The organism is Chitinophaga sp. G7 BAM 1005, assembly GCF_057126945.1.
Genome location: NZ_CP181478.1, coordinates 7,603,533 through 7,623,547, shown reverse-complemented (window position 1 = coordinate 7,623,547; position 20,015 = coordinate 7,603,533). Strand labels below are relative to the sequence as shown.

Genomic DNA, 20,015 nt, shown 5'->3' with positions numbered 1-20,015 from the left:
ATCATTTCCAGGTTGGTTCGCTTAAGCGTTCTTACCGTGGCATTGTTTGTATTTTTTACCGCTTCCACAGGGGCAAAGATCATTACGACCTATTTGTGGTCCCTGGTGGCGGATTGGCTCCGCTTTTACTTCTTCAGCTGTTTGAATTTCCGGGCCAACGCTCTGGTGACTGCCGTTTTCCGCCAGTTCCTCATGAGAAGCACGCATGCGGCTCATATCGGTTTTTTCTTCACGACCTTCGCGGATTTCCGGAGCAGCTTCCTGCTCCTGGTTGCCTACGGGGATACCGCATTTGGTCAGGAAAGAAACAATATCGCGGCTGGTTTCACCGTCCATTGCCTTGAACAGGTTGAATGCCTCAAATTTGTAGATCAGCAACGGATCTTTCTGTTCGTATACAGCACTCTGTACAGATTGTTTCAGATCATCCATTGCACGCAGGTGCTCTTTCCACGACTCATCGATCAAAGCCAGGGTGATGCTGCGTTCCAGGGCATTCATGGTTTCATGACCCTTTGTTTCCACCACCTTTTGCAGGTTAGCCAGTACATTGATACCTTTTTTACCATCGGTAAATGGTATAGAGATATTTTCGATCTGGTGACCCTGTTCCTGGTAGATACGTTCTATTACCGGTAAAGTGTTGCTGATAAGATCATTTACCTTACGTGTATAGTTATCTTTTCCTTCGAAATATAGCTTGTTGGCCAGGTTAGGAATATCTGTCTTGGCCAGTTCTTCACTGGTAATTTTTGTATCGATGGAGAAGTTCATGATAGCATCCATCTTGAAAGCCTCATAATCTCCGCTGGCTTTATGGGTAGACACCATATTTTCCGCTACATCATAGAAAGCGTTGTCGATGTCTATTGCCAGGCGTTCGCCAAACAGGGCGTGATTACGTTTTGCGTAGATCACGGTACGCTGTTTATTCATCACATCATCATACTCCAGCAAACGCTTACGGATACCGAAGTTATTTTCTTCCACTTTCTTTTGCGCTCTTTCAATGGAACGGGTAATCATGCTGTGCTGGATCACTTCTCCTTCCTTATAACCCATACGGTCCATAAGGCCGGCAATACGTTCTGAACCGAACATGCGCATCAGGTCATCTTCCAGGGAAACGAAGAACTGTGAAGTTCCCGGATCGCCCTGACGACCGGCACGACCACGCAGCTGGCGGTCAACACGACGGCTTTCATGTCTTTCCGTACCGATGATAGCCAACCCGCCGGCTTCTTTCACACCAGGTCCGAGTTTGATATCCGTACCACGACCCGCCATGTTGGTAGCGATGGTCACAGCTCCGGGCAAACCTGCTTCCGCAACGATTTGTGCTTCACGGGCGTGCTGTTTCGCATTCAATACATTATGCGGCACTTTTTCGAAGGTGAGCATTTTGCTAAGCAATTCAGACACTTCCACGGAGGTAGTACCTACCAGCACGGGGCGTCCTTTTGCCTGCAACTGCTTGATTTCTTCGATAACTGCTTTGTATTTGTCTCTCTTTGTTTTGTATACAAGATCTTCCGCATCTACACGGGAAATAGGAACGTTGGTAGGAATGGTTACTACGTCCAGTTTGTAAATTTCCCAAAGCTCACCGGCTTCTGTAGAGGCTGTACCGGTCATACCGGCCAGCTTATGATACATACGGAAGAAGTTCTGCAGGGTGATGGTAGCAAATGTTTGGGTAGCAGCTTCCACTTTTACATTTTCCTTTGCTTCAATTGCCTGGTGCAATCCATCTGAGTAACGGCGGCCATCAAGGATACGACCGGTTTGCTCATCCACAATCTTCACTTTACCATCCATTACCACGTACTCTACATCTTTATCGAATAAGGTGTACGCTTTCAGCAACTGCTGCACGGAGTGGATACGGTCTGACTTAGCGGCAAAGTCCTGCAGTAATACGTCTTTACGCTGCAGTTTTTCTTCGGGCGCCAACGACAGCTTTTCAATTTCGGCCAGTTCAGTTCCCACATCCGGGAGGATAAAGAAGTTCGCATCTTCTCCGCCCTGGGTGATCAGGTGAATACCTTTATCGGTGAGATCCACACTGTTTTGTTTTTCTTCAATAGCGAAGAACAGACCTTCATCTACTTTTGGCATTTCGCGTTGCTGATCTGCCAGGTAGTAGTTTTCAGCTTTCTGTAATAACACCCTGTTACCAGGTTCGCTGAGATATTTGATCAGTGCACTGCTCTTTGGCAAGCCTCTCCAGGCGCGCATCAGGGCCAGTCCACCGGTTTTTGGATCATCTTTACCTTCTGCAATCAGTTTCTTTGCTTCCTGCAGGTATTGGTTGGTTGCTTTCTTCTGCATTTCCACCAGGTATTCGATACGTGGCTTTAATGCGTGAAATTCCTGCTCTTCACCGCGGGGGATAGGGCCGGAAATGATCAACGGGGTACGGGCATCATCCACCAGTACACTATCCACCTCATCCACCATTGCGTAATGGTGTTTACGCTGTACCATTTCATCCGGGTTGTGTACCATGTTATCACGGAGGTAGTCAAAACCGAATTCATTGTTGGTACCGTAAGTAATGTCCGCCAGGTAAGCGTTACGGCGGTCTGGTGTATTGGGTTGATGTTTATCGATACAGTCTACTGTAATATCGAGGAATTCAAAAAGAGGTCCGTTCCATTCAGAGTCACGACGAGCCAGGTAATCATTCACCGTTACGATGTGTACGCCTTGTCCTGCCAGTGCATTGAGATAAGCGGGAAGGGTAGATACCAGGGTTTTACCTTCACCCGTAGCCATTTCGGCAATTTTACCCTGGTGCAGTACTGTACCACCGATCAGCTGTACATCATAGTGTACCATGTTCCAGGTAACCATGCTGCCGGCGGCGCTCCAGCTGTTCTTCCAGATGGCCTTATCGCCTTCAATGGTCACGTAATCTTTTCTCACAGCGAGCTGACGATCCAGGTTGGTAGCAGTAGCAGTCAGCGTGGTATTATTGGTAAAACGGCGGGCTGTTTCCTTTACTACTGCAAAAGCGGCTGGCAGTAATTCTTTCAGCACTACTTCCAGTTGCTTGTCGCGGTCTTTTTTAAGAATATCTATTTCCTGGTATATCGTGTCTTTTGCGGTTACATCTTCTTCTTCATCTGCGCCGGCCTGTTTTTCCGCTATTTCTTTATCAATAGTGGCGAGATGCTCAGCGATGCGTGCGCGGAATTCCTGCGTTTTGTGGCGCAGATCATCGATAGGCAGGGATTGCAGTTTTTCGTACTCCTCATTAATCTGCTGCACCACCGGAGAGATGGATTTAATATCCCTTTCTGATTTATTCCCTCCAAATAGCTTTGATAAAAAACCTAACATGTTAAATGTTTAATTACGAATTACGATTTCTATTTATTGTAACCTGATCCCATCCAGGCAGCGTGTATCAGTTGATAGATTCCCGCTTCACCAGCCTGTGGCACAAAGGCTGCGGGCTTCGTCAGTTGAATAGACGGCATCCAGATTACTCAAATATTGTGCTTGTTAAAGACGAACTGTCAAGGTGTCAGTTTTGCAGCCCTCCCCGGCAAGGCCTGTAAAAGTAGGAATAAATTCGGTGATTCAAGGGGGATTTTGAAGGGATTTTCCATTTTACCGCAATCAATTAACATATCCTTGATATTTGCGTTGAAAGTTAATGGTGTAGCCACTCCGGCCAGAAAACCCGGATCCGTTTTTACTACCCTGTCCTGGTCTTTTTCAGATAGCTGTAAATATCATGCTAAGTCAATTCCCGGAAATTTTACAGCAAACAGCAGTGGATAATGACAACCTGGAAAGTGGGCGCCACCCGGCAAGGCACTGCCGCCTGAAAGCAGGCAACCCGCCACCCGGTGGGTTATTTGTTTATGAGGCATCGCCCAAATTGGCAGTACCGCTGCTGTAAGGGTTCCGGTTTCCATCTGCCAAAATACCAGTACCAGTCATGGCGCGTGAATGATCCTGCATAAAAAAGCTGAGATGGTATTGTAAGAAAAAACAACAGGAGTCGTTCACCCGTCTGTCTTTCGCCAACGCCTGTACGTAGTTATTGCTGTTGGTGTTATTGTCGTACCTGAATAAAGTATAAAATTACGGTTGATGAATAAAACATCAGCATAAGATAAAATATTAAAACGTAGAAGAGAAGGGTATTCCGGGAGAACAGGGAGGCATTGACGGTACTGAAATAGCGGGGGTATTTTGCAAACAGGCAGCCCTTACTTTTATAAGTAACACATTAAAGGGCTGGAACCTCCACCCCGAAAGCGTTCCGGCACTTCTTACCCGGGCAAACCGCTTATCATAAAATATGACCAGATCAAAGCCCGGCTTCCCGCCGGGATTGCTCACTGGCGCCTGAAAAGAAAATTTTCAAAAAAAATGCCCGTCGTCCATATAAAAAGATGGAAATATGAAAATACTTTTTATAAATTTAAAGGTTTAATAGCCGTTTTAACTTATTTACACAAATATCCACGTTTATGGCAAATGCAATTCAGCCGCAAAAATTGTTCGTAGCAAGCTGTATGGCGCTACTGGTAACATCATTATCTTTTGGCATCCGTGCCGGAATATTAAGCCGCTTAGGCGTTGAGTTCCATCTGGATACCAAACAACTGAGCATCATTGCGGGAACTGCTTTCTGGGGATTCCCGCTGGCAGTGATTATAGGAGGATTCATTGTAGATGCCATAGGCATGAAACGGTTGCTGCTGGCAGCTTTTATCCTGCACCTGCTGGGTATTGTGCTGACGGTATTTGCGAACGGCTTCTGGTCGCTGTTCATTTCCACCCTGTTTATCGGTATGGCTAACGGTACCGTGGAAGCGGCGTGTAATCCACTCGTGGCCACTATTTTCCCGGCCAACAAAACTACCAAGCTGAATCACTTTCACCTGTGGTTCCCCGGCGGTATCGTAGTAGGTACCCTGCTGGTGTTTTTACTTACCAAAATTGGCCTCAGCTGGCAGTTGCAGGTAGCCACTATGGTGATCCCTACCCTGATCTATGGTTATCTTTTTATGAAACTCGACTTCCCCGTTACAGAAAGGGTGGCTGCCGGCGTTTCTTCTGCACAGATGTACAAATCTGTATTAAGCCCCCTGTTTATTGTGATGTTTATCCTGATGTTTGGCACCGCCATCACAGAGCTTTTCACCGGACAGTGGATTGAAGTATTGCTGAAAAATGTAACTGAAAACTCCATCCTCATACTGGCATTGACAGCTGGCGTACAGGTACTGGGAAGAGGTATTGCCGGCCCCGTGGTACATAAAATTTCTCCTACCGGCGTTTTACTTATTTCTGCGATTTTATCCGCTTTGGGCTTATATTTACTTTCCCATGTATCAGGCAACATGGTATTTGTGGCGGCCTTCATCTTTGGTATGGGCGTTACTTATTTCTGGCCAACCATGCTGGGCTTTGTATCAGAAAACATCCCCGAATCAGGTGCACTGGGTATGAACCTGATGGGTGGCGCCGGTATGTTCGCCGTATCTGTATACATGTATTTTATGGGTGGTTTCTACGACAGTATCATCGTAAAACAACTGCCTGCCGGTGCATCCCTGGATGCGTACCGCTCCGCTGCACCCGGCTCTGCTGAAGCTACCGCTTTCAGCCAGGCCACCGCTGTAGCCGGTCCGGAAATCATTAACGCCACCCTGGTAATACCCGTTATCCTGATCGTGGCTTTCGCAGGGCTTTTCTTTTACATGCGCAGCCGCAAAAAAGTAGAAAACCCACACGTTCAAGTAGTATAGTATAAATTATAAAACGATAATTGTAAATATGACACGGAAACTTAGAATGGGAATGATAGGAGGCGGTAAGGATGCCTTCATTGGTGCAATTCACCGTATTGCCGCCAATATGGACGGACTGATTGAGCTGACTGCCGGCGCCCTCAGTATCAATAACGACATCGCGGTAGAATCAGGTAAAATACTGTTCCTCGACCCCGAACGTACTTACCTCGATTTTAAAACCATGCTGGAAAATGAAGCAAAAATGCCGGCAGATAAACGGCTGGACTTCGTAACCATCGTTACGCCAAACTTCGCCCATTTTGAGCCTGCCATGATGGCGCTGGACCTGGGTTTCAACGTAGTGATCGAAAAACCGATCACGTTTTCCCTCGACGAAGCCAAACAATTAAAAGCAAAAGTAGAAGCCACCGGTTTAACACTTTTGCTCACACATACCTACACCGGCTACCCTATGGTAAAACAAGCCAGGCAGATGGTGAAAGACGGCGCACTGGGTAAAATCCGTAAAGTTTGGGTAGAATACCCGCAGGGATGGCTCAGCAAACTGAGTGAAAGAGAAGGCAATGCACAGGCAGCCTGGAGAACAGATCCTAAAAAATCAGGCAAAAGCGGCTGTATGGGCGACATCGGTACCCACGCAGCTAACCTGGCAGAATATATCAGCGGCGCCAAAATTGAAAAATTATGCGCTGATCTCAACATCATGGTGCCAGGCCGCGCACTGGACGACGACGGCGCAGTACTGCTCCGCTTCGACAATGGCGCTGCCGGCGTATTAATGGCATCGCAGGTGGCAGCCGGCGAAGAAAACGCCCTGAAGATCCGTGTATACGGCGAAAAAGGCGGCCTCGAATGGGCACAGCACGAACCCAATACCCTCCTGGTAAAATGGCTGGATAAACCCACCGAAATTTACCGCGCAGGTGGCGGATACAACTTCCAATCGTCTTATATGACCCACAATACCCGCACCCCGGGCGGCCATCCGGAAGGATACCTGGAAGCATTCGGTAACCTGTACCGCAACTTCGCACAAACTTTATCTGCTAAAATCGATGGCGTTCAGCCATCTCCGGAATCACTGGATTTCCCGGGTACAGAAGAAGGCGTACGTGGTATGGCGTTCATCGATAACGTAGTACGCTCTTCACAAAGCGATACTAAATGGACTAACTTCGAGATATAGTATTCATCACCAGTTTGAGCATATGAAAACGATAAAAGGACCTGGTATTTTTCTGGCGCAGTTCATGGGAGATGAAGCGCCTTTCAATAATCTGAAATCCATCTGCGAATGGGCGGCCTCCATTGGCTTTAAAGGAGTACAGATCCCCACCTGGGAAACACGCCTGATAGACCTGCAAAAGGCTGCCGAAAGCAAAACCTACGCAGATGAAATCAAAGGCATCGTAAATGCAGCCGGACTGGAAATCACTGAACTCAGCACACACCTGCAGGGACAGTTGGTAGCAGTTAATCCGGCTTTTACAGAGATGTTCGACGGCTTCGCACCTGCACAATATCACAATAATATCCAGGCACGCACAGAGTGGGCGGTAAACCAGCTGAAATATGCTGCGAAAGCCAGCCGTAACCTGGGCCTCACTGCCCACGCTACTTTCAGCGGCGCCCTGTTATGGGCCCCGGCTATGTATCCGTGGCCACAGCGTCCGGCCGGACTGGTGGAAACAGGTTTTGCTGAACTGGCAAAACGCTGGCTCCCGATCCTCAATGAATTTGATGCCAACGGCGTAGACGTTTGCTATGAAATTCATCCGGGAGAAGATCTGCACGATGGTATTACCTTTGAACGCTTCCTGGAAGCCACCGGTAACCATACCCGCGCCAACCTCCTGTACGATCCGAGCCACCTGTTGCTGCAATGCCTCGATTATCTCGAATATATCGACATTTACCACGAAAGGATTAAAGCCTTTCACGTAAAAGATGCCGAATTCAATGCCACCGGCCGCTCCGGCGTTTACGGCGGATACCAGGCATGGATCGACCGCCCGGGCCGTTTCCGCTCTCTGGGCGATGGCCAGGTCGACTTTAAATCTATCTTCAGCAAAATGGCGCAATACGATTTTGCCGGCTGGGCCGTTATGGAATGGGAATGTTGTATCAAACATCCGGAAGATGGCGCCAAAGAAGGCGCCCCCTTCATCAAGGATCATATTATCCGTGTCACTGAAAAAGCATTTGATGACTTTGCAGGAGGCGGTACCGATGATGCTTTCAATAAAAGAATATTAGGCTTATAATAGCCAACCAATCCACCGATCGTTAGTAAACAATAACCAAATAAAAAAAATCAACAAATGAGAAAGAGATATCTGGCGCCGCTCGTATTAAGTGTATTATTCTTTGCAGCTTGCGGAGGTGGTGAGAAAAAAGCAGAAAACGCCGACAGCGTTAGCACTCATGAAAGCCCAGCAGCAGATAATTCAATGGTTTCGCCCAGTGCCAATAAACCAACAAGCAAAGGCGAAACGCTGATGGCTGAAAGCGATTGTAAAACATGTCATAAAGAAGAAATGAAAGTGGTAGGACCTGCCCTGAAAGACATTGCTGGCAAATATCCTAACACACCGGAGAATGTGGATAAACTGGCCGATAAAATAATCAAAGGCGGTTCTGGTAACTGGGGCGAAGTAGCCATGTTACCCCATCCACAGATTTCAAAAGAAGATGCCAAAGAAATGGTAACCTATATCTTATCTATTGGCAAATAATTGATTTATCATAAACTCAATCATCCGGAATGAAAAAACTAATCATGGGTGCACTGATGGTAGCTGCCGTTCTAGGTACCACCGCAGTAAAAGCCCAGAAATTAAATACCCTGTCAGCGAAGGAAAAGAAACAAGGATGGGTACTCCTGTTCGATGGTACTTCTACCAAAGGCTGGCATACTTACCTGAAATCCACTGCCAGCCCTGCATGGGGCGTAACAGATGGAGCGATCGGCCTGAACCAGGAAGCTAAAAAGAATGGCGCACCCGGCGGAGATCTCGTTACTGATGCAGAATACGAAAACTATGAGCTTAGTTACGAATGGAAAATTTCTCCGGGCGGCAACAGCGGTCTTATCTTCAGCGTTCATGAAGATCCGTCTTTAAGCCAAACCTACCTCTCCGGTCCAGAAATGCAGGTGATTGATGATGCGGGCCACCCCGATGGTAAAAACCCAAAACACAATGCGGGTGAATTATACGATCTCATCAAAGCTTCTACCAGACCAGCTAAGCCAGTTGGTGAGTGGAATTCCGCCAAATTAACGAAGAAAGATGGTCACCTGACCCTCTGGCTCAATGGCGTAAAAACTGCAGAAACTACTATGGGCACGCCTGAATGGGATGCACTGGTAGCAAAAAGCAAATTCCACGACTGGAAAGAGTTCGGCAAACATGCAAAAGGTCATATCGCCCTGCAGGATCACGGAGATGATGTATGGTACCGTAGTATCAAAATAAGAGTTCTTTAATTTCCGGATAGCGTAAAAGCATTAAGCAAAAAGCTACTGAAGCGGAGATGGGCACTCGCTTATCTCAATACTTCAGTAGCTTTTTGCTTTTTACTTTTCCGAATTTTTAATTTCCATTCCCACGTAAAATAAGATGAAAGCATTAACCGCGTTTATTACACTCTTGCTCCTCGCCGGCACTATTACTGTGCAGGCAAAGCATAAACACAAGGCCAAAAGGGTACTTGTGTTCTCAAAAACAAAAGGCTTCCGCCACGATTGCATTCCCGCTTCCAAAATAGCGATCATGCAACTCGGAAAGGAAAATGGCTTTGAAGTAGACACTACAGAAGATGCCAGCGCCTTTACACCTTCCAACCTGAAAAAATATGCAGCCGTGATTTTCAGCTGCACTACCGGCGATGTGCTCGACAGCGCCCAACAGGTGGCTTTTCAGAACTATATCCACAAAGGCGGAGCATGGATGGGTATCCATGCAGCTACAGATACGGAGTATGGCTGGCCGTGGTATAACAAATTGGCCGGCGCCTGGTTCCTGAGCCATCCGAATCAGCAAACAGCAACCCTCAAAGTAGTGGACCACAATCATCCCGCTACCAAAGATTTACCGGACGAATGGATCCGCAAAGACGAATGGTACAATTTCAAAGACCTCAATCCCGATGTACATGTACTCATCAAAATTGATGAATCCAGCTATACCGGTGGCAAAAATGGTGATAACCATCCAATGTGCTGGTATCACAGCTTTGAAGGAGGCCGCTCCTTTTATACCGAAATGGGACACGTGAAAGAAGCTTACCAGGACCCCGTATATCTGAAACATTTGCTGGGTGGCATTGAATACGCCATCGGCAACTGGAAACCCAAAAAATAATCCGTAATAATGAAACATACTCTCAGAATTTTTCTGCTGCTGGCACTCGTTGTTGTTGGTCTCGCAGCCTGTAAAAAATCACGCCCCGGTAAACCCAGGGTGCTGGTATTTACCAAAACCAGCGGCTTCCGTCACAGCTCCATCCCTGTTGGTATTAAAGCCATTCAGAAACTGGGACTGGAAAACGGATTTGATGTAGACACTACAGAAAACGCCGCTAAATTTAATGAAGATACCCTGGCGCAATATGCCGCTGTTATCTTCCTCAGCACTACCGGTGATGTGCTCAATAACTACCAGGAAGCCGATTTCGAAAGATATATCCAGGCAGGTGGCGGTTACGTAGGCGTACACGCCGCAGCCGACACCGAATACGAATGGGGCTGGTATAACCACCTCGCCGGTGCATGGTTCCAGAGCCATCCTCCGGGCGTTCACAAAGCTATAATTGATGTAGTAGAAAAATCTTTCCCCGCTACAGAAGGACTTCCCGAAAAATGGGAACATACCGATGAGTGGTATAATTATAAAGATGTGGATACCACCACTACTGTACTGCTGAAACTGGACGAGAAGTCGTACCAGGGCGGTACTATGAAAGGCAATCATCCCATCAGCTGGTATCACGATTACGATGGCGGCCGCGCTTTCTATACCGGTCTTGGTCATACAGAAGAATCTTATACCGACAGTCTTTTCCTGAAACACCTTGCCGGCGGTATCAAATATGCCATCGGTAAAAACCAGGTACTCGACTACAGCGCAGCTAAAACCCTGCGGGTGCCGGAAGAAGACCGATTCACTAAAAATGTGCTCGTATCCGGTGAGTTCTTTGAACCAACGGAAATGGCTATACTCCCGAACCTGGACATCCTGGTGGCGCAACGCCGCGGAGAGCTGATGCTTTACAATGCAGCAGAAAAGAAACTCTCACAGGTAGGTTTCCTCAAAGTATATCACCATACCGATGTTCCAAAGGTAAATGCAGAAGAAGGGTTCCTCGGCCTCGCCGCAGATCCCGACTTTAAAAACAATCACTACATCTACGCGATGTACTCCCCGGTAGATACCTCCGTAAACCGTTTGTCACGTTTCAAATTTGAAAACAACAAACTGGATATGTCTTCCGAAAAAGTAATCCTGCAATTCTACTCCCAACGCGATATCTGTTGCCATACCGGCGGTTCCATTGCATTCGGGCCAGGCGGATTATTGTACTTATCCACCGGCGACAACACCACTCCTTTTGATGAACCAGGACAAAAATATGTGAGCAAAGGTTATGGCCCTATTGATGACCGTCCCGGTCACCTGCAGTATGATGACCGCCGCGGATCCGCCAACACCAACGATCTGCGCGGAAAGATCATCCGCATCAAAGTAGAAGCCGATGGCTCCTACACCATTCCGGATGGTAACCTGTTCCCGAAAGGTACCAAAGGTACACGTCCGGAAATCTATGCAATGGGTACACGTAACCCTTACCGGATGTCGGTAGACCAGAAAACAGGATATGTATACTGGGGAGAAGTAGGGCCGGATGCCAACAACGACGACTCCCTGCGGGGACCGAGAGGATACGATGAAATAAACCAGGCGAAAAAGCCCGGGTTCTTCGGCTACCCGATGTTTATTGCCAACAATAAACCCTACCGTCAATACAATTATGAAACAGGTGAAAGCGGTCCTTATTTCGATCCGCTGAAACCGATCAATGATTCCCGCAACAATACCGGCTTGAAAGAATTGCCACCGGCTACTCCCGCCTTCATCTGGTATCCGTATGCAAAATCAGATGAGTTCCCGATTGTAGGCAGCGGTGGCCGTAACGCAGAAGCAGGTCCAATTTACCACAGCGAATTTTATCCGAAAGAAACCCGTTTCCCGGATTACTATAACGATAAACTGTTTATCTACGACTGGATCCGCGGATGGGTAATGGCCGTAACAATGGACAAGAACGGCAACTTCTCCAAAATGGAAAAGTTTATACCCGGCACCAAACTGAACGCTCCTATCGATATGGAAATGGGTCCGGACGGGCGCTTGTATATCCTCGAATATGGTAACGGATGGTTTAGCAAAAATGCAGATGCAGGTCTTTCCCGCATTGATTTCAATGGCGGCAACCGCGCGCCTGTAGCCAATATCCATGCTGCGCGCACTACCGGCGGCCTACCATTTAAAGTGAAATTAACCGCAGAAGGATCTAAAGATCCCGATGGCGATAAACTCACTTACCTCTGGAATTTTGGCAATGGCACGAAGAAAGAAACTACGGAACCTACGGTAGAATATACCTACAGCACAGCCGGCGAATACCCTGTATTTGTGGAGGTGGCAGATGACAAAGGCGCCAAAACAAAGAGTAAATCCATTGATTTGTACGCAGGTAATGAAACGCCTGATGTAAAAATCAATATCACCGGCAACCAGATGTTCTATTTCCCCGGCAAACCCGTGCAGTATACAGTTAATATCTCCGATAAGGAAGATGGCAGCTCTGCAGATGGTAAACTGGATGCCAATAACATTTTTGTAAAGGCGGATTATGTGGAAGGACGTGACAAGGCAGCGCAACCACAGGGCCACCAGATCATTACCGGCGCTATTGCAGGTAAAAATATCATGGAAGTATCCGATTGTAAAACCTGCCACAAGCCGGATGAAAAATCTATCGGGCCTTCCTTCAAACAAATAACAGAGAAGTACAAGGACGATCCTGCTGCGCCTGAAATGCTCGCTAAAAAGATCATCGGCGGTGGTGGTGGCGTATGGGGCGAAACCGCTATGTCGGCGCATCCGGGCATCTCTACAGGCGAAGCAAAACAACTGGTGGAATATATTTATTCTATCGGTGGCAATGCACCTAAAGTACCGTCCCTGCCTGTAAGCGGCAGCATCAACCCAACACTGGGTGGTGAAGCAAAAGACAACGGTGTGTTGTACCTGTTGGCCAGCTATACCGATAAAGGCGGTCCTGGTATTAAGCCTATCACCGGAACTGCCTCTGCAGAACTGCTCAGCCCTAAACTGGCAGCAGCAGATTTCAACAAAGCTGATGGCATGGCAGTATTCGCTGTAAATGGTACGAAGTTCCTCATCCCTTCCAACACAGCAGGATGGGCTACTTACAACAACCTGGATCTGACCGGCGTAAGCGGCATAGAACTCACTTATATGGTACAGGAAACACCACAATCCGGCTATATAGTGGAAGCATTCCTGGATGATGCCAACGGCCCCCGCCTAGGTGAAGTAACCATTGGCCCGGGCGCACAGCCAAAAGCTCCGAACAAGATAAACTTCAACTTTACCCCGGTAGCAGACGGCAAGAAACACAACCTGTATTTCCGCTACAAAGCAATTGATGCGGCGCAAAAAGTACAGTTGGGTATCGTGTCATTTACCCTGCATCCATAATAATTAATTTTTTATACAAAGAAAGGGGAGCTCTGTAAAAAGAGTTCCCCTTTCTTTGTATAAAACAAATTCACTTATGTACGGCATAATTCCTGATGGTAAACTGTTTCTTCAAATCCCATGTCCGGCACAAAAAAGGCTGCTTCCGTAATCGGAAACAGCCACTTGTCTGATTGGGCACTCTTGTTATTTCTTTGGTTTGGCACTCATATAAAAAGTGATGGTGCCGCCATTCATGATATCTGCATGTGTGATATACAACCGGTTCAATGGCGCACCATTGAGCAGTACCTTTTGCACATACACATTTTTATCGCTTTGATTTTTTACATCCACCACAAAGGTTTTACCGTTTTCCAGCTGCAGCGTTGCCTTATCAATGGCCGGGCTGCCCAGCGAATACTGGTCGGAACCAGGGCAAACCGGGTAAAAACCCAGCGTGGTGAAAATGTACCAGGCACTCATTTGCCCGCAGTCGTCGTTACCGCCAAGACCATCAGGACCTGGATGGTACATCTTTTTCAGGATCATGCGTACACGTTCCTGTGTTTTCCACGGATAGCCGGTCCAGTTATACAGGTAGGCTACATGATGCGAAGGCTCGTTACCATGAACGTAGTTACCGATAATACCATCGCGGGTGATATCTTCTGTTTCAGCAAAAAATTTATCGGGCAATTCCATTGTAAACAGGGAATCGAGGTGAGTGGTAAATTGTTTCTTACCGCCCATCATGGCAATCATTTCATCGGGATAGTGAGGCACATATAAACTATAGTTCCAGGCGTTCCCTTCAATAAAGCCCTGGTCATGCGTTTGCAGCGCATCAAAATTAGCTTTGAAGCTACCGTCATTCAGTTTTGGACGCATGAAACCGGTATTGGAATCGTATACATTCTTATAGTTCAGCGAACGTTTAATAAACTCTTCATAGAGATCTGTTCTGCCTAACTTTTTCGCTACCTGTGCAATACACCAGTCGTCGTATGCATACTCAAGCGTTTTCGAAACCGAGGAGCCATTTTTATCTTCCGGTATATATCCCCTGTCGATGTAGTATTCCAATCCATCGTAAGTACGATGCCGGGCAGTGGTTACACACGCATCCAGTGCTTTGTTCACATCAAAGGGCGTATTGCCTTTCATGATAGCATCGGCAATAACGGATACGCTGTGATACCCGATCATGCACCAGTTTTCATTGGCATAATGCGACCAGATCGGCAGCATATGTTGTGCGCTTTGTTCGTAGTGGTTCAGCATCGACTGGATCATATCAGCATTGCGTTTCGGCTGAATCACATTAAACAGCGGGTGCAATGCGCGGTAAGTATCCCAGAGGGAGAAAGTGGTATAGTTCGTATATCCCCTGGCGGTATGAATGTTCATATCCAGTCCGCGGTAGGCGCCGTCCACATCCATGTAGGTAGTTGGATTGATGAAGGCGTGGTACATGGCGGTGTAGAAATTTTCCTTCTCTTCGCGGCTTTTTGATTCAATGTGAATTTTGTTCAGCTCTTTAGTCCACAGTGCCTGTCCGTCGCGTTTTACCTGGTCAAAGTCCCAACCCGGAATTTCTGCACGCAGGTTTTTCAGGGCGCCTTCGGTGCTCACTGGTGATAAGGCAAATTTAATTTTGATCTTTTCGCCGGGTGCTGTTTTAAAGTCGAAATAAGCGCGGATCTGTTTGCCTGCCATTTCGGGGAAGTTCTTCGACTGATCAAACTTTCTCCAGAAGCCTTTGTATACGTCTCTGGCATAGTTCTGATGCCCGTATTGTACAAATGGTTTGGAAAAGGTCATTGCAAAATATTCTATTCTCGTACGTGCCCAACCGTTAGTTTGGCGAAACCCGGTGATCAGGGTATCATTTTCTACCCGGATAAAGGTCCACACGTTTTTGTTGTCGTAGTTGTAAATACCGGACATCATATCAAGAATGATGTGCGCCTGGTCTGTACCGGGAAAAGTATACTGGTGAAATCCCACACGGTTGCTGGCGGTGAGTTCTGCGAGGATGTTATCATCTTCCAGTTTCACTTTATAATAAGCGGGTTCCGCTACTTCTGTACTATGGGAAAATGTGGATCTGTAGCCACTTTCAGGATGATCGGCCGTACCGGGATTTAATTGCAGCGCACCTACGGTAGGCATGATTAAAAAATCGCCCAGATCGGAGTGGCCGGTACCGCTGAAGTGGGTATGACTGAAGCCAACGATCGTTTTATCTTCATACTGATAACCTGCACAATACTTATATACATCAGGGTTATACTTCCCGTTCATTTCATAAGGAATGGTATCGGTTTCAGGACTGAGCTGCACCATACCAAAAGGCACGGTAGCGCCAGGATAGGTGTGCCCCATCCGTTGTGTGCCGGTAATCGGCTTCACATATTGTATTACGTTTTCCTGTGCAAATGCGCACACGGATAAAAAAAAGAATACGGGTAAAAGTGCTTTTCTCATGGCAGTTGATTTTAGCGGAGGTTGTCTTATTCAGGATTAAACTGATTTTGCTGATTTCACAGATATTTTTTTAAATGTTGAAAGAATTTCTTGAAATCTTAAAAATCAAAAAGAAAAACATCTGTGAAATCAGCAAAATCAGTTTAATCCTGAATAAGACAACCTCCGCGTAAGAAATTTGATACATCCCGAAGAGTCGGGATGAAATATTTCAGTGAACAATGAAAATCGTTTATGGGTAGTATGTGTTATTTATTCGCTGTTGCTGAAAAGGAATATGGATAAGCCGCAGGCTCGGTTCCTCTTGATTTCTCAGGAGTAGCGCCCATTTTGAATTCCAGGGTACCGCCTTTCTGCAGGTCCTGGTGGCTGATCCAGTTCCTGGTATAAGGCTGTCCGTTTAGGGATGCCTTTTGCACATACAGGTTCGTGTCGCTGTTGCCTGGGGCGTTGATCACCATTTTCTTACCATCTTCGAAAGTCATGGTAAGTTTGGAGAAGAGCGGCGTACCCAGTACATATTGTTGGGTACCCGGACAGACAGGATAGAAGCCCATTGCAGAGAACACGTACCAGGCGCTGGTTTGGCCGTTGTCTTCATCGCCACAGTATCCATCCGGGGTGGCTTTGTACAAACGACTCATTACCTGGCGGATCCAGTATTGTGTTTTCCAGGGCTGGCCTGCATAATTATACAGATATATCATGTGCTGAATGGGTTGGTTGCCGTGTGCATACTGTCCCATGTTCATGATCTGCATTTCGCGTATTTCGTGGATAACGGTGCCATAGTAGCTTTCATCAAATACCGGTGGCATATTGAAAACGGAGTCCAGCATTTTGGCAAACATTTCGCGGCCGCCCATCAGTTTGGCTAACCCTTGTACATCGTGGAATACAGACCAGGTATAGTGCCAGCTGTTTCCTTCTGTAAAGGCGTCGCCCCATTTGAATGGGTTGAACGGTGTCTGGAATTTACCATCTTTATTTTTTCCACGCATCAGTTTTGTTTCCGGATCAAAGAGATTTCGGTAGTTCTGGGAACGTTTTTCAAAAAGATCGATTTCGCTCTTCGGACGGTTCAGCGCTTTTGCCAGCTGGTAAATGGTGAAGTCGTCGTATGCATATTCCAGGGTACGTGCGGCGTTCTCGTTTACTTCCACATCGTAAGGCACATAGCCGAGGGTGTTGTAATACTTAACACCCAGGCGGCCTACAGAGCTGAGCGGACCTTCGTTTTCCGTATTCTTCAGAATAGCTTTGTAAAGGTTATTGATATCATATCCGCGGATACCTTTTAAATAGGCGTCGGCGATCAGTGATGCGGAGTTGGACCCCACCATACAGTCGCGGTGACCGGGGCTTGCCCACTCAGGTAGCCAGCCGCTTTCATTGTAAGCGTTGGATAATCCTTCCATGATATGTGAGCTGAGGGTAGGATACATCAGGGTGAAGAAAGGATGTACTGCGCGGAAGGTATCCCAGAATCCGTTGTCGGTGAACATATAGCCTGGTAACACCTGGCCATTGAACGGGCTGTAGTGTACTATTTCATTCTTTGCATTGATTTCATAGAACTTGCGCGGGAAGAGCATGGTGCGGTACAGGGAAGAGTAGAAAGTACTTACCTGGTCGCTGGTACCGCCTTCTATGGCGAGTCTGCCGAGTTCTTTATTCCAGCTATCTTTCGCTTTCTTACAGGTAGCGTCAAAGTTGTCCTGGCCAATTTCGCGTTGCAGGTTTAATTCTGCCTGTTCAAAGCTGATAAAAGATGATGCGGTTTTGATGCCCACCTTTTCGCCTTTCTTTGTTTTAAAACCAACCACGGCGCCGGTATGATCTGCCTGCAGTTCCAGCTGACCTTTTACCAGTACCGAATCATGCCAGATATCGGCGACGGTAAATGGTTTATCAAATTTGATAACAAAATAGTTTTTGAAGTTGGAAGGTACGCCGCCGCTGTTTTTGGTGGTATACCCGATGATCTTCTTTTCGTCCGGTAATATTTTAATATAGGAGCCTTTATCGAACGCATCTACCACTATAAAAGCGCTGTCGGTGGCCGGGTAGGTAAACCGCAGCTGGGCGGCTCTTTCTGTAGGCGTAATTTCAGTGGTAACATCCGGATCGGCGAGGTATACACTATAATAATATGGTTTGGCTACTTCTGATTTATGAGAAAACCAGCTGGCGCGTTTGTTCTGGTCAAACTTCACGGTACCGGTAACGGGCATAATGGCAAACTGGCCATAGTCGTTGATCCACGGTGAAGGTTGGTGCGTTTGCTTGAATCCCCTGATCTTATCAGCGGTGTATTGATACGCCCAGCCATTCCCCATAGTATTGGTTTGTGGCATCCAGAAGTTCATACCCCAGGGCAGGGCAATGGCCGGATAGGTATTCCCGTTTGATAAGCTCACTTTGGAATCAGTGCCCATCAGGGTATTTACCCATTCCGCCGGCTCAGCAACTTTATTTACCGTTTGGCTGTGTGCACCATGCAGGCATAATAAAGCGGCTGCTAACAGTCCAACTTTTTTCATGAATTAGATATTATATACAACAAAAATGATCCTTTTGGCCAATATCACACTCCGTGGTGTGAAGATACCGTGAAATTTTTACAAAATCGATTTAGCACAGGCATAGAAAAAAAAGATTCAGCGAATCCTTTCCTCTTAAACTACAATAGCCGATTCTAAAAGTATAAATATTTTTCCAGCATTTGCAAGTATTTAACGCTTTTTTTACAAGTGGTACCGGCGGTTTAAGCCGATCCCCTCAGGATAAACTTCCCGGGTAATTCCACTGCCGTTTTTTTCATGGGGCCACTGTTTTTGTCCAGCTGATGCATAAGCAGGTCTATGGCCGTTTTGGCAATACCTTCTATCGGCTGCTCTATCACGGATATACCGGGAGGATATAAACGGAAGATGTCATGATCATCGAAACACAGTACGGCGATATCGTCGGGCATCTTCAATCCCATCCTGGCAATCACCTCCAGCCCCAGGATACCCAGGTAGTTGGTAGAGAAAAAGATGGCTTCCAGTTCAGGATTGGCTTCTATGAATGCTTGCAGCTCATTCAGGGAGTCTTCCCGCTGCCGGTGGTACTGCAGCTGCAGGATATATTTTTTCTTTACAGGGATCTTATGTTCCTTCAGTGCGGTGGTATAGCCCCGCAGGCGTTCTTCTATCTGTATCAGCTTCACATCTACCATCACAAAACCTATTTTGGTGAAACCCTTGCTGATCAGGTGCTTCATCCCCTGCTGCACACCGTCGAAGTTATTGATTAACACATAGGGTGTTTTGATAGACGGGAAATAGCTGTCCATCAGCACTACCGGCTTATGTTGCTGTACCAGTTGCTGGATTTCCTTCTCCATACCCGGCGCAGGTGTAATCAGGTAGCCGTCTACCATTTGCCGGCCAAGCATACGGATTAACTCCCCGCCTTTCTGGGCATTGTTTTCAGTGCTGCAATACACTACATTATATCCTTTGCGCTCCGCTTCCGTTTCAATTGTTTTCGCAAGACTGGCAAAAAAACTTCCGGAAATACTTTCCACAATCAGGCCCAGGGTTTTGGATTGCCCGGTACGGAGGTTTACCGCCATACGGTGAGGCTCGTATCCCGATTTTTCTGCCACCTGCATAATCCTGGTGGCCACTTCGTCGCGGATACGCATTTGCTTTCCCTTTCCGTTTAAAACGAAAGAGACCGTGGAAGGCGCTACTCCAGCCATTTTTGCAACATCCTTAAGGGTTAATCGCTTCATGTATAGTGATTGGTTTTGGCATATATGAAAATGGAATTACCTGAACATTCCCACACATCCACATATTTATTACATATTACAAGGGTATGTTGCCCTCAGACAGATACACATTGAAACGGAAATTACAAAAATACCTGTAATTACTACCAGAGAAGAAAAAAATGGTTATCTTCAGCTACCCTATACGGCATAATA

Annotated in this window: 12 protein-coding genes; 8 read left to right on the top strand and 4 right to left on the bottom strand. The window is 46.9% G+C overall.

The window, feature by feature from the left end; all coding sequences use genetic code 11:
• Nucleotides 1–21 precede the first annotated feature (21 nt).
• Nucleotides 22–3,345, bottom strand: coding sequence for a preprotein translocase subunit SecA (gene secA / locus ACMXI2_RS30915; RefSeq protein ID WP_483779687.1), 3,324 nt, complete (start codon nt 3,343–3,345; stop codon nt 22–24).
• A 400-nt stretch (nt 3,346–3,745) separates the two neighbouring features.
• Here secA and ACMXI2_RS30910 point away from each other — a divergent pair, with 400 nt between their 5' ends.
• From ACMXI2_RS30910 to ACMXI2_RS30875, 8 genes are all read left to right on the top strand, one after another.
• Entirely contained in the window at nt 3,746–3,913 is a 168-nt protein-coding gene (locus ACMXI2_RS30910; RefSeq protein ID WP_483779686.1) for a hypothetical protein, read from the top strand.
• A gap of 577 nt (nt 3,914–4,490) precedes the next feature.
• The gene (locus ACMXI2_RS30905; protein ID WP_483779685.1) at nt 4,491–5,774 is read left to right on the top strand and encodes an MFS transporter; all 1,284 of its coding nucleotides are present in this window, start codon (nt 4,491–4,493) and stop codon (nt 5,772–5,774) included.
• A 28-nt stretch (nt 5,775–5,802) separates the two neighbouring features.
• The gene (locus tag ACMXI2_RS30900) at nt 5,803–6,966 is read left to right on the top strand and encodes a Gfo/Idh/MocA family protein (protein WP_483779684.1); all 1,164 of its coding nucleotides are present in this window, start codon (nt 5,803–5,805) and stop codon (nt 6,964–6,966) included.
• A 22-nt stretch (nt 6,967–6,988) separates the two neighbouring features.
• Nucleotides 6,989–8,044, top strand: a complete 1,056-nt coding sequence (locus ACMXI2_RS30895) for a sugar phosphate isomerase/epimerase family protein (RefSeq protein ID WP_079469666.1) — start codon at nt 6,989–6,991, stop codon at nt 8,042–8,044.
• Between the two features lie 57 nt (nt 8,045–8,101).
• The gene (locus tag ACMXI2_RS30890) at nt 8,102–8,515 is read left to right on the top strand and encodes a c-type cytochrome (protein WP_483779683.1); all 414 of its coding nucleotides are present in this window, start codon (nt 8,102–8,104) and stop codon (nt 8,513–8,515) included.
• 29 nt (nt 8,516–8,544) lie between these two features.
• Nucleotides 8,545–9,267, top strand: coding sequence for a 3-keto-disaccharide hydrolase (locus ACMXI2_RS30885; RefSeq protein ID WP_483779682.1), 723 nt, complete (start codon nt 8,545–8,547; stop codon nt 9,265–9,267).
• 133 nt (nt 9,268–9,400) lie between these two features.
• Nucleotides 9,401–10,144, top strand: a complete 744-nt coding sequence (locus ACMXI2_RS30880; RefSeq protein ID WP_483779681.1) for a ThuA domain-containing protein — start codon at nt 9,401–9,403, stop codon at nt 10,142–10,144.
• A 9-nt stretch (nt 10,145–10,153) separates the two neighbouring features.
• Nucleotides 10,154–13,567: a ThuA domain-containing protein gene (locus ACMXI2_RS30875; RefSeq protein ID WP_483779680.1), complete on the top strand. Its 3,414-nt coding sequence runs from the start codon at nt 10,154–10,156 to the stop codon at nt 13,565–13,567.
• A 186-nt stretch (nt 13,568–13,753) separates the two neighbouring features.
• Here the strand turns inward: ACMXI2_RS30875 and ACMXI2_RS30870 are convergent, their stop codons facing one another.
• From ACMXI2_RS30870 to ACMXI2_RS30860, 3 genes are all read right to left on the bottom strand, one after another.
• Nucleotides 13,754–16,036, bottom strand: coding sequence for a GH92 family glycosyl hydrolase (locus tag ACMXI2_RS30870; protein ID WP_483779679.1), 2,283 nt, complete (start codon nt 16,034–16,036; stop codon nt 13,754–13,756).
• 248 nt (nt 16,037–16,284) lie between these two features.
• The gene (locus ACMXI2_RS30865; protein ID WP_483779678.1) at nt 16,285–18,579 is read right to left on the bottom strand and encodes a GH92 family glycosyl hydrolase; all 2,295 of its coding nucleotides are present in this window, start codon (nt 18,577–18,579) and stop codon (nt 16,285–16,287) included.
• A 224-nt stretch (nt 18,580–18,803) separates the two neighbouring features.
• Complete coding sequence (locus ACMXI2_RS30860) at nt 18,804–19,820, bottom strand: LacI family DNA-binding transcriptional regulator (RefSeq protein ID WP_483779677.1); 1,017 nt, start codon at nt 19,818–19,820, stop codon at nt 18,804–18,806.
• Between the last annotated feature and the right edge of the window lie 195 nt (nt 19,821–20,015).

What these genes read in the sequence shown, in the direction of transcription:
- ACMXI2_RS30865 (WP_483779678.1), bottom strand. Translation starts at nt 18,579, where the DNA reads ATGAAAAAAGTTGGACTGTTAGCAGCCGCTTTATTATGCCTGCATGGT.
- ACMXI2_RS30900 (WP_483779684.1), top strand. Translation starts at nt 5,803, where the DNA reads ATGACACGGAAACTTAGAATGGGAATGATAGGAGGCGGTAAGGATGCC.
- secA (WP_483779687.1), bottom strand. Translation starts at nt 3,345, where the DNA reads ATGTTAGGTTTTTTATCAAAGCTATTTGGAGGGAATAAATCAGAAAGG.
- ACMXI2_RS30880 (WP_483779681.1), top strand. Translation starts at nt 9,401, where the DNA reads ATGAAAGCATTAACCGCGTTTATTACACTCTTGCTCCTCGCCGGCACT.
- ACMXI2_RS30870 (WP_483779679.1), bottom strand. Translation starts at nt 16,036, where the DNA reads ATGAGAAAAGCACTTTTACCCGTATTCTTTTTTTTATCCGTGTGCGCA.
- ACMXI2_RS30875 (WP_483779680.1), top strand. Translation starts at nt 10,154, where the DNA reads ATGAAACATACTCTCAGAATTTTTCTGCTGCTGGCACTCGTTGTTGTT.
- ACMXI2_RS30905 (WP_483779685.1), top strand. Translation starts at nt 4,491, where the DNA reads ATGGCAAATGCAATTCAGCCGCAAAAATTGTTCGTAGCAAGCTGTATG.
- ACMXI2_RS30890 (WP_483779683.1), top strand. Translation starts at nt 8,102, where the DNA reads ATGAGAAAGAGATATCTGGCGCCGCTCGTATTAAGTGTATTATTCTTT.
- ACMXI2_RS30895 (WP_079469666.1), top strand. Translation starts at nt 6,989, where the DNA reads ATGAAAACGATAAAAGGACCTGGTATTTTTCTGGCGCAGTTCATGGGA.
- ACMXI2_RS30860 (WP_483779677.1), bottom strand. Translation starts at nt 19,820, where the DNA reads ATGAAGCGATTAACCCTTAAGGATGTTGCAAAAATGGCTGGAGTAGCG.
- ACMXI2_RS30910 (WP_483779686.1), top strand. Translation starts at nt 3,746, where the DNA reads ATGCTAAGTCAATTCCCGGAAATTTTACAGCAAACAGCAGTGGATAAT.
- ACMXI2_RS30885 (WP_483779682.1), top strand. Translation starts at nt 8,545, where the DNA reads ATGAAAAAACTAATCATGGGTGCACTGATGGTAGCTGCCGTTCTAGGT.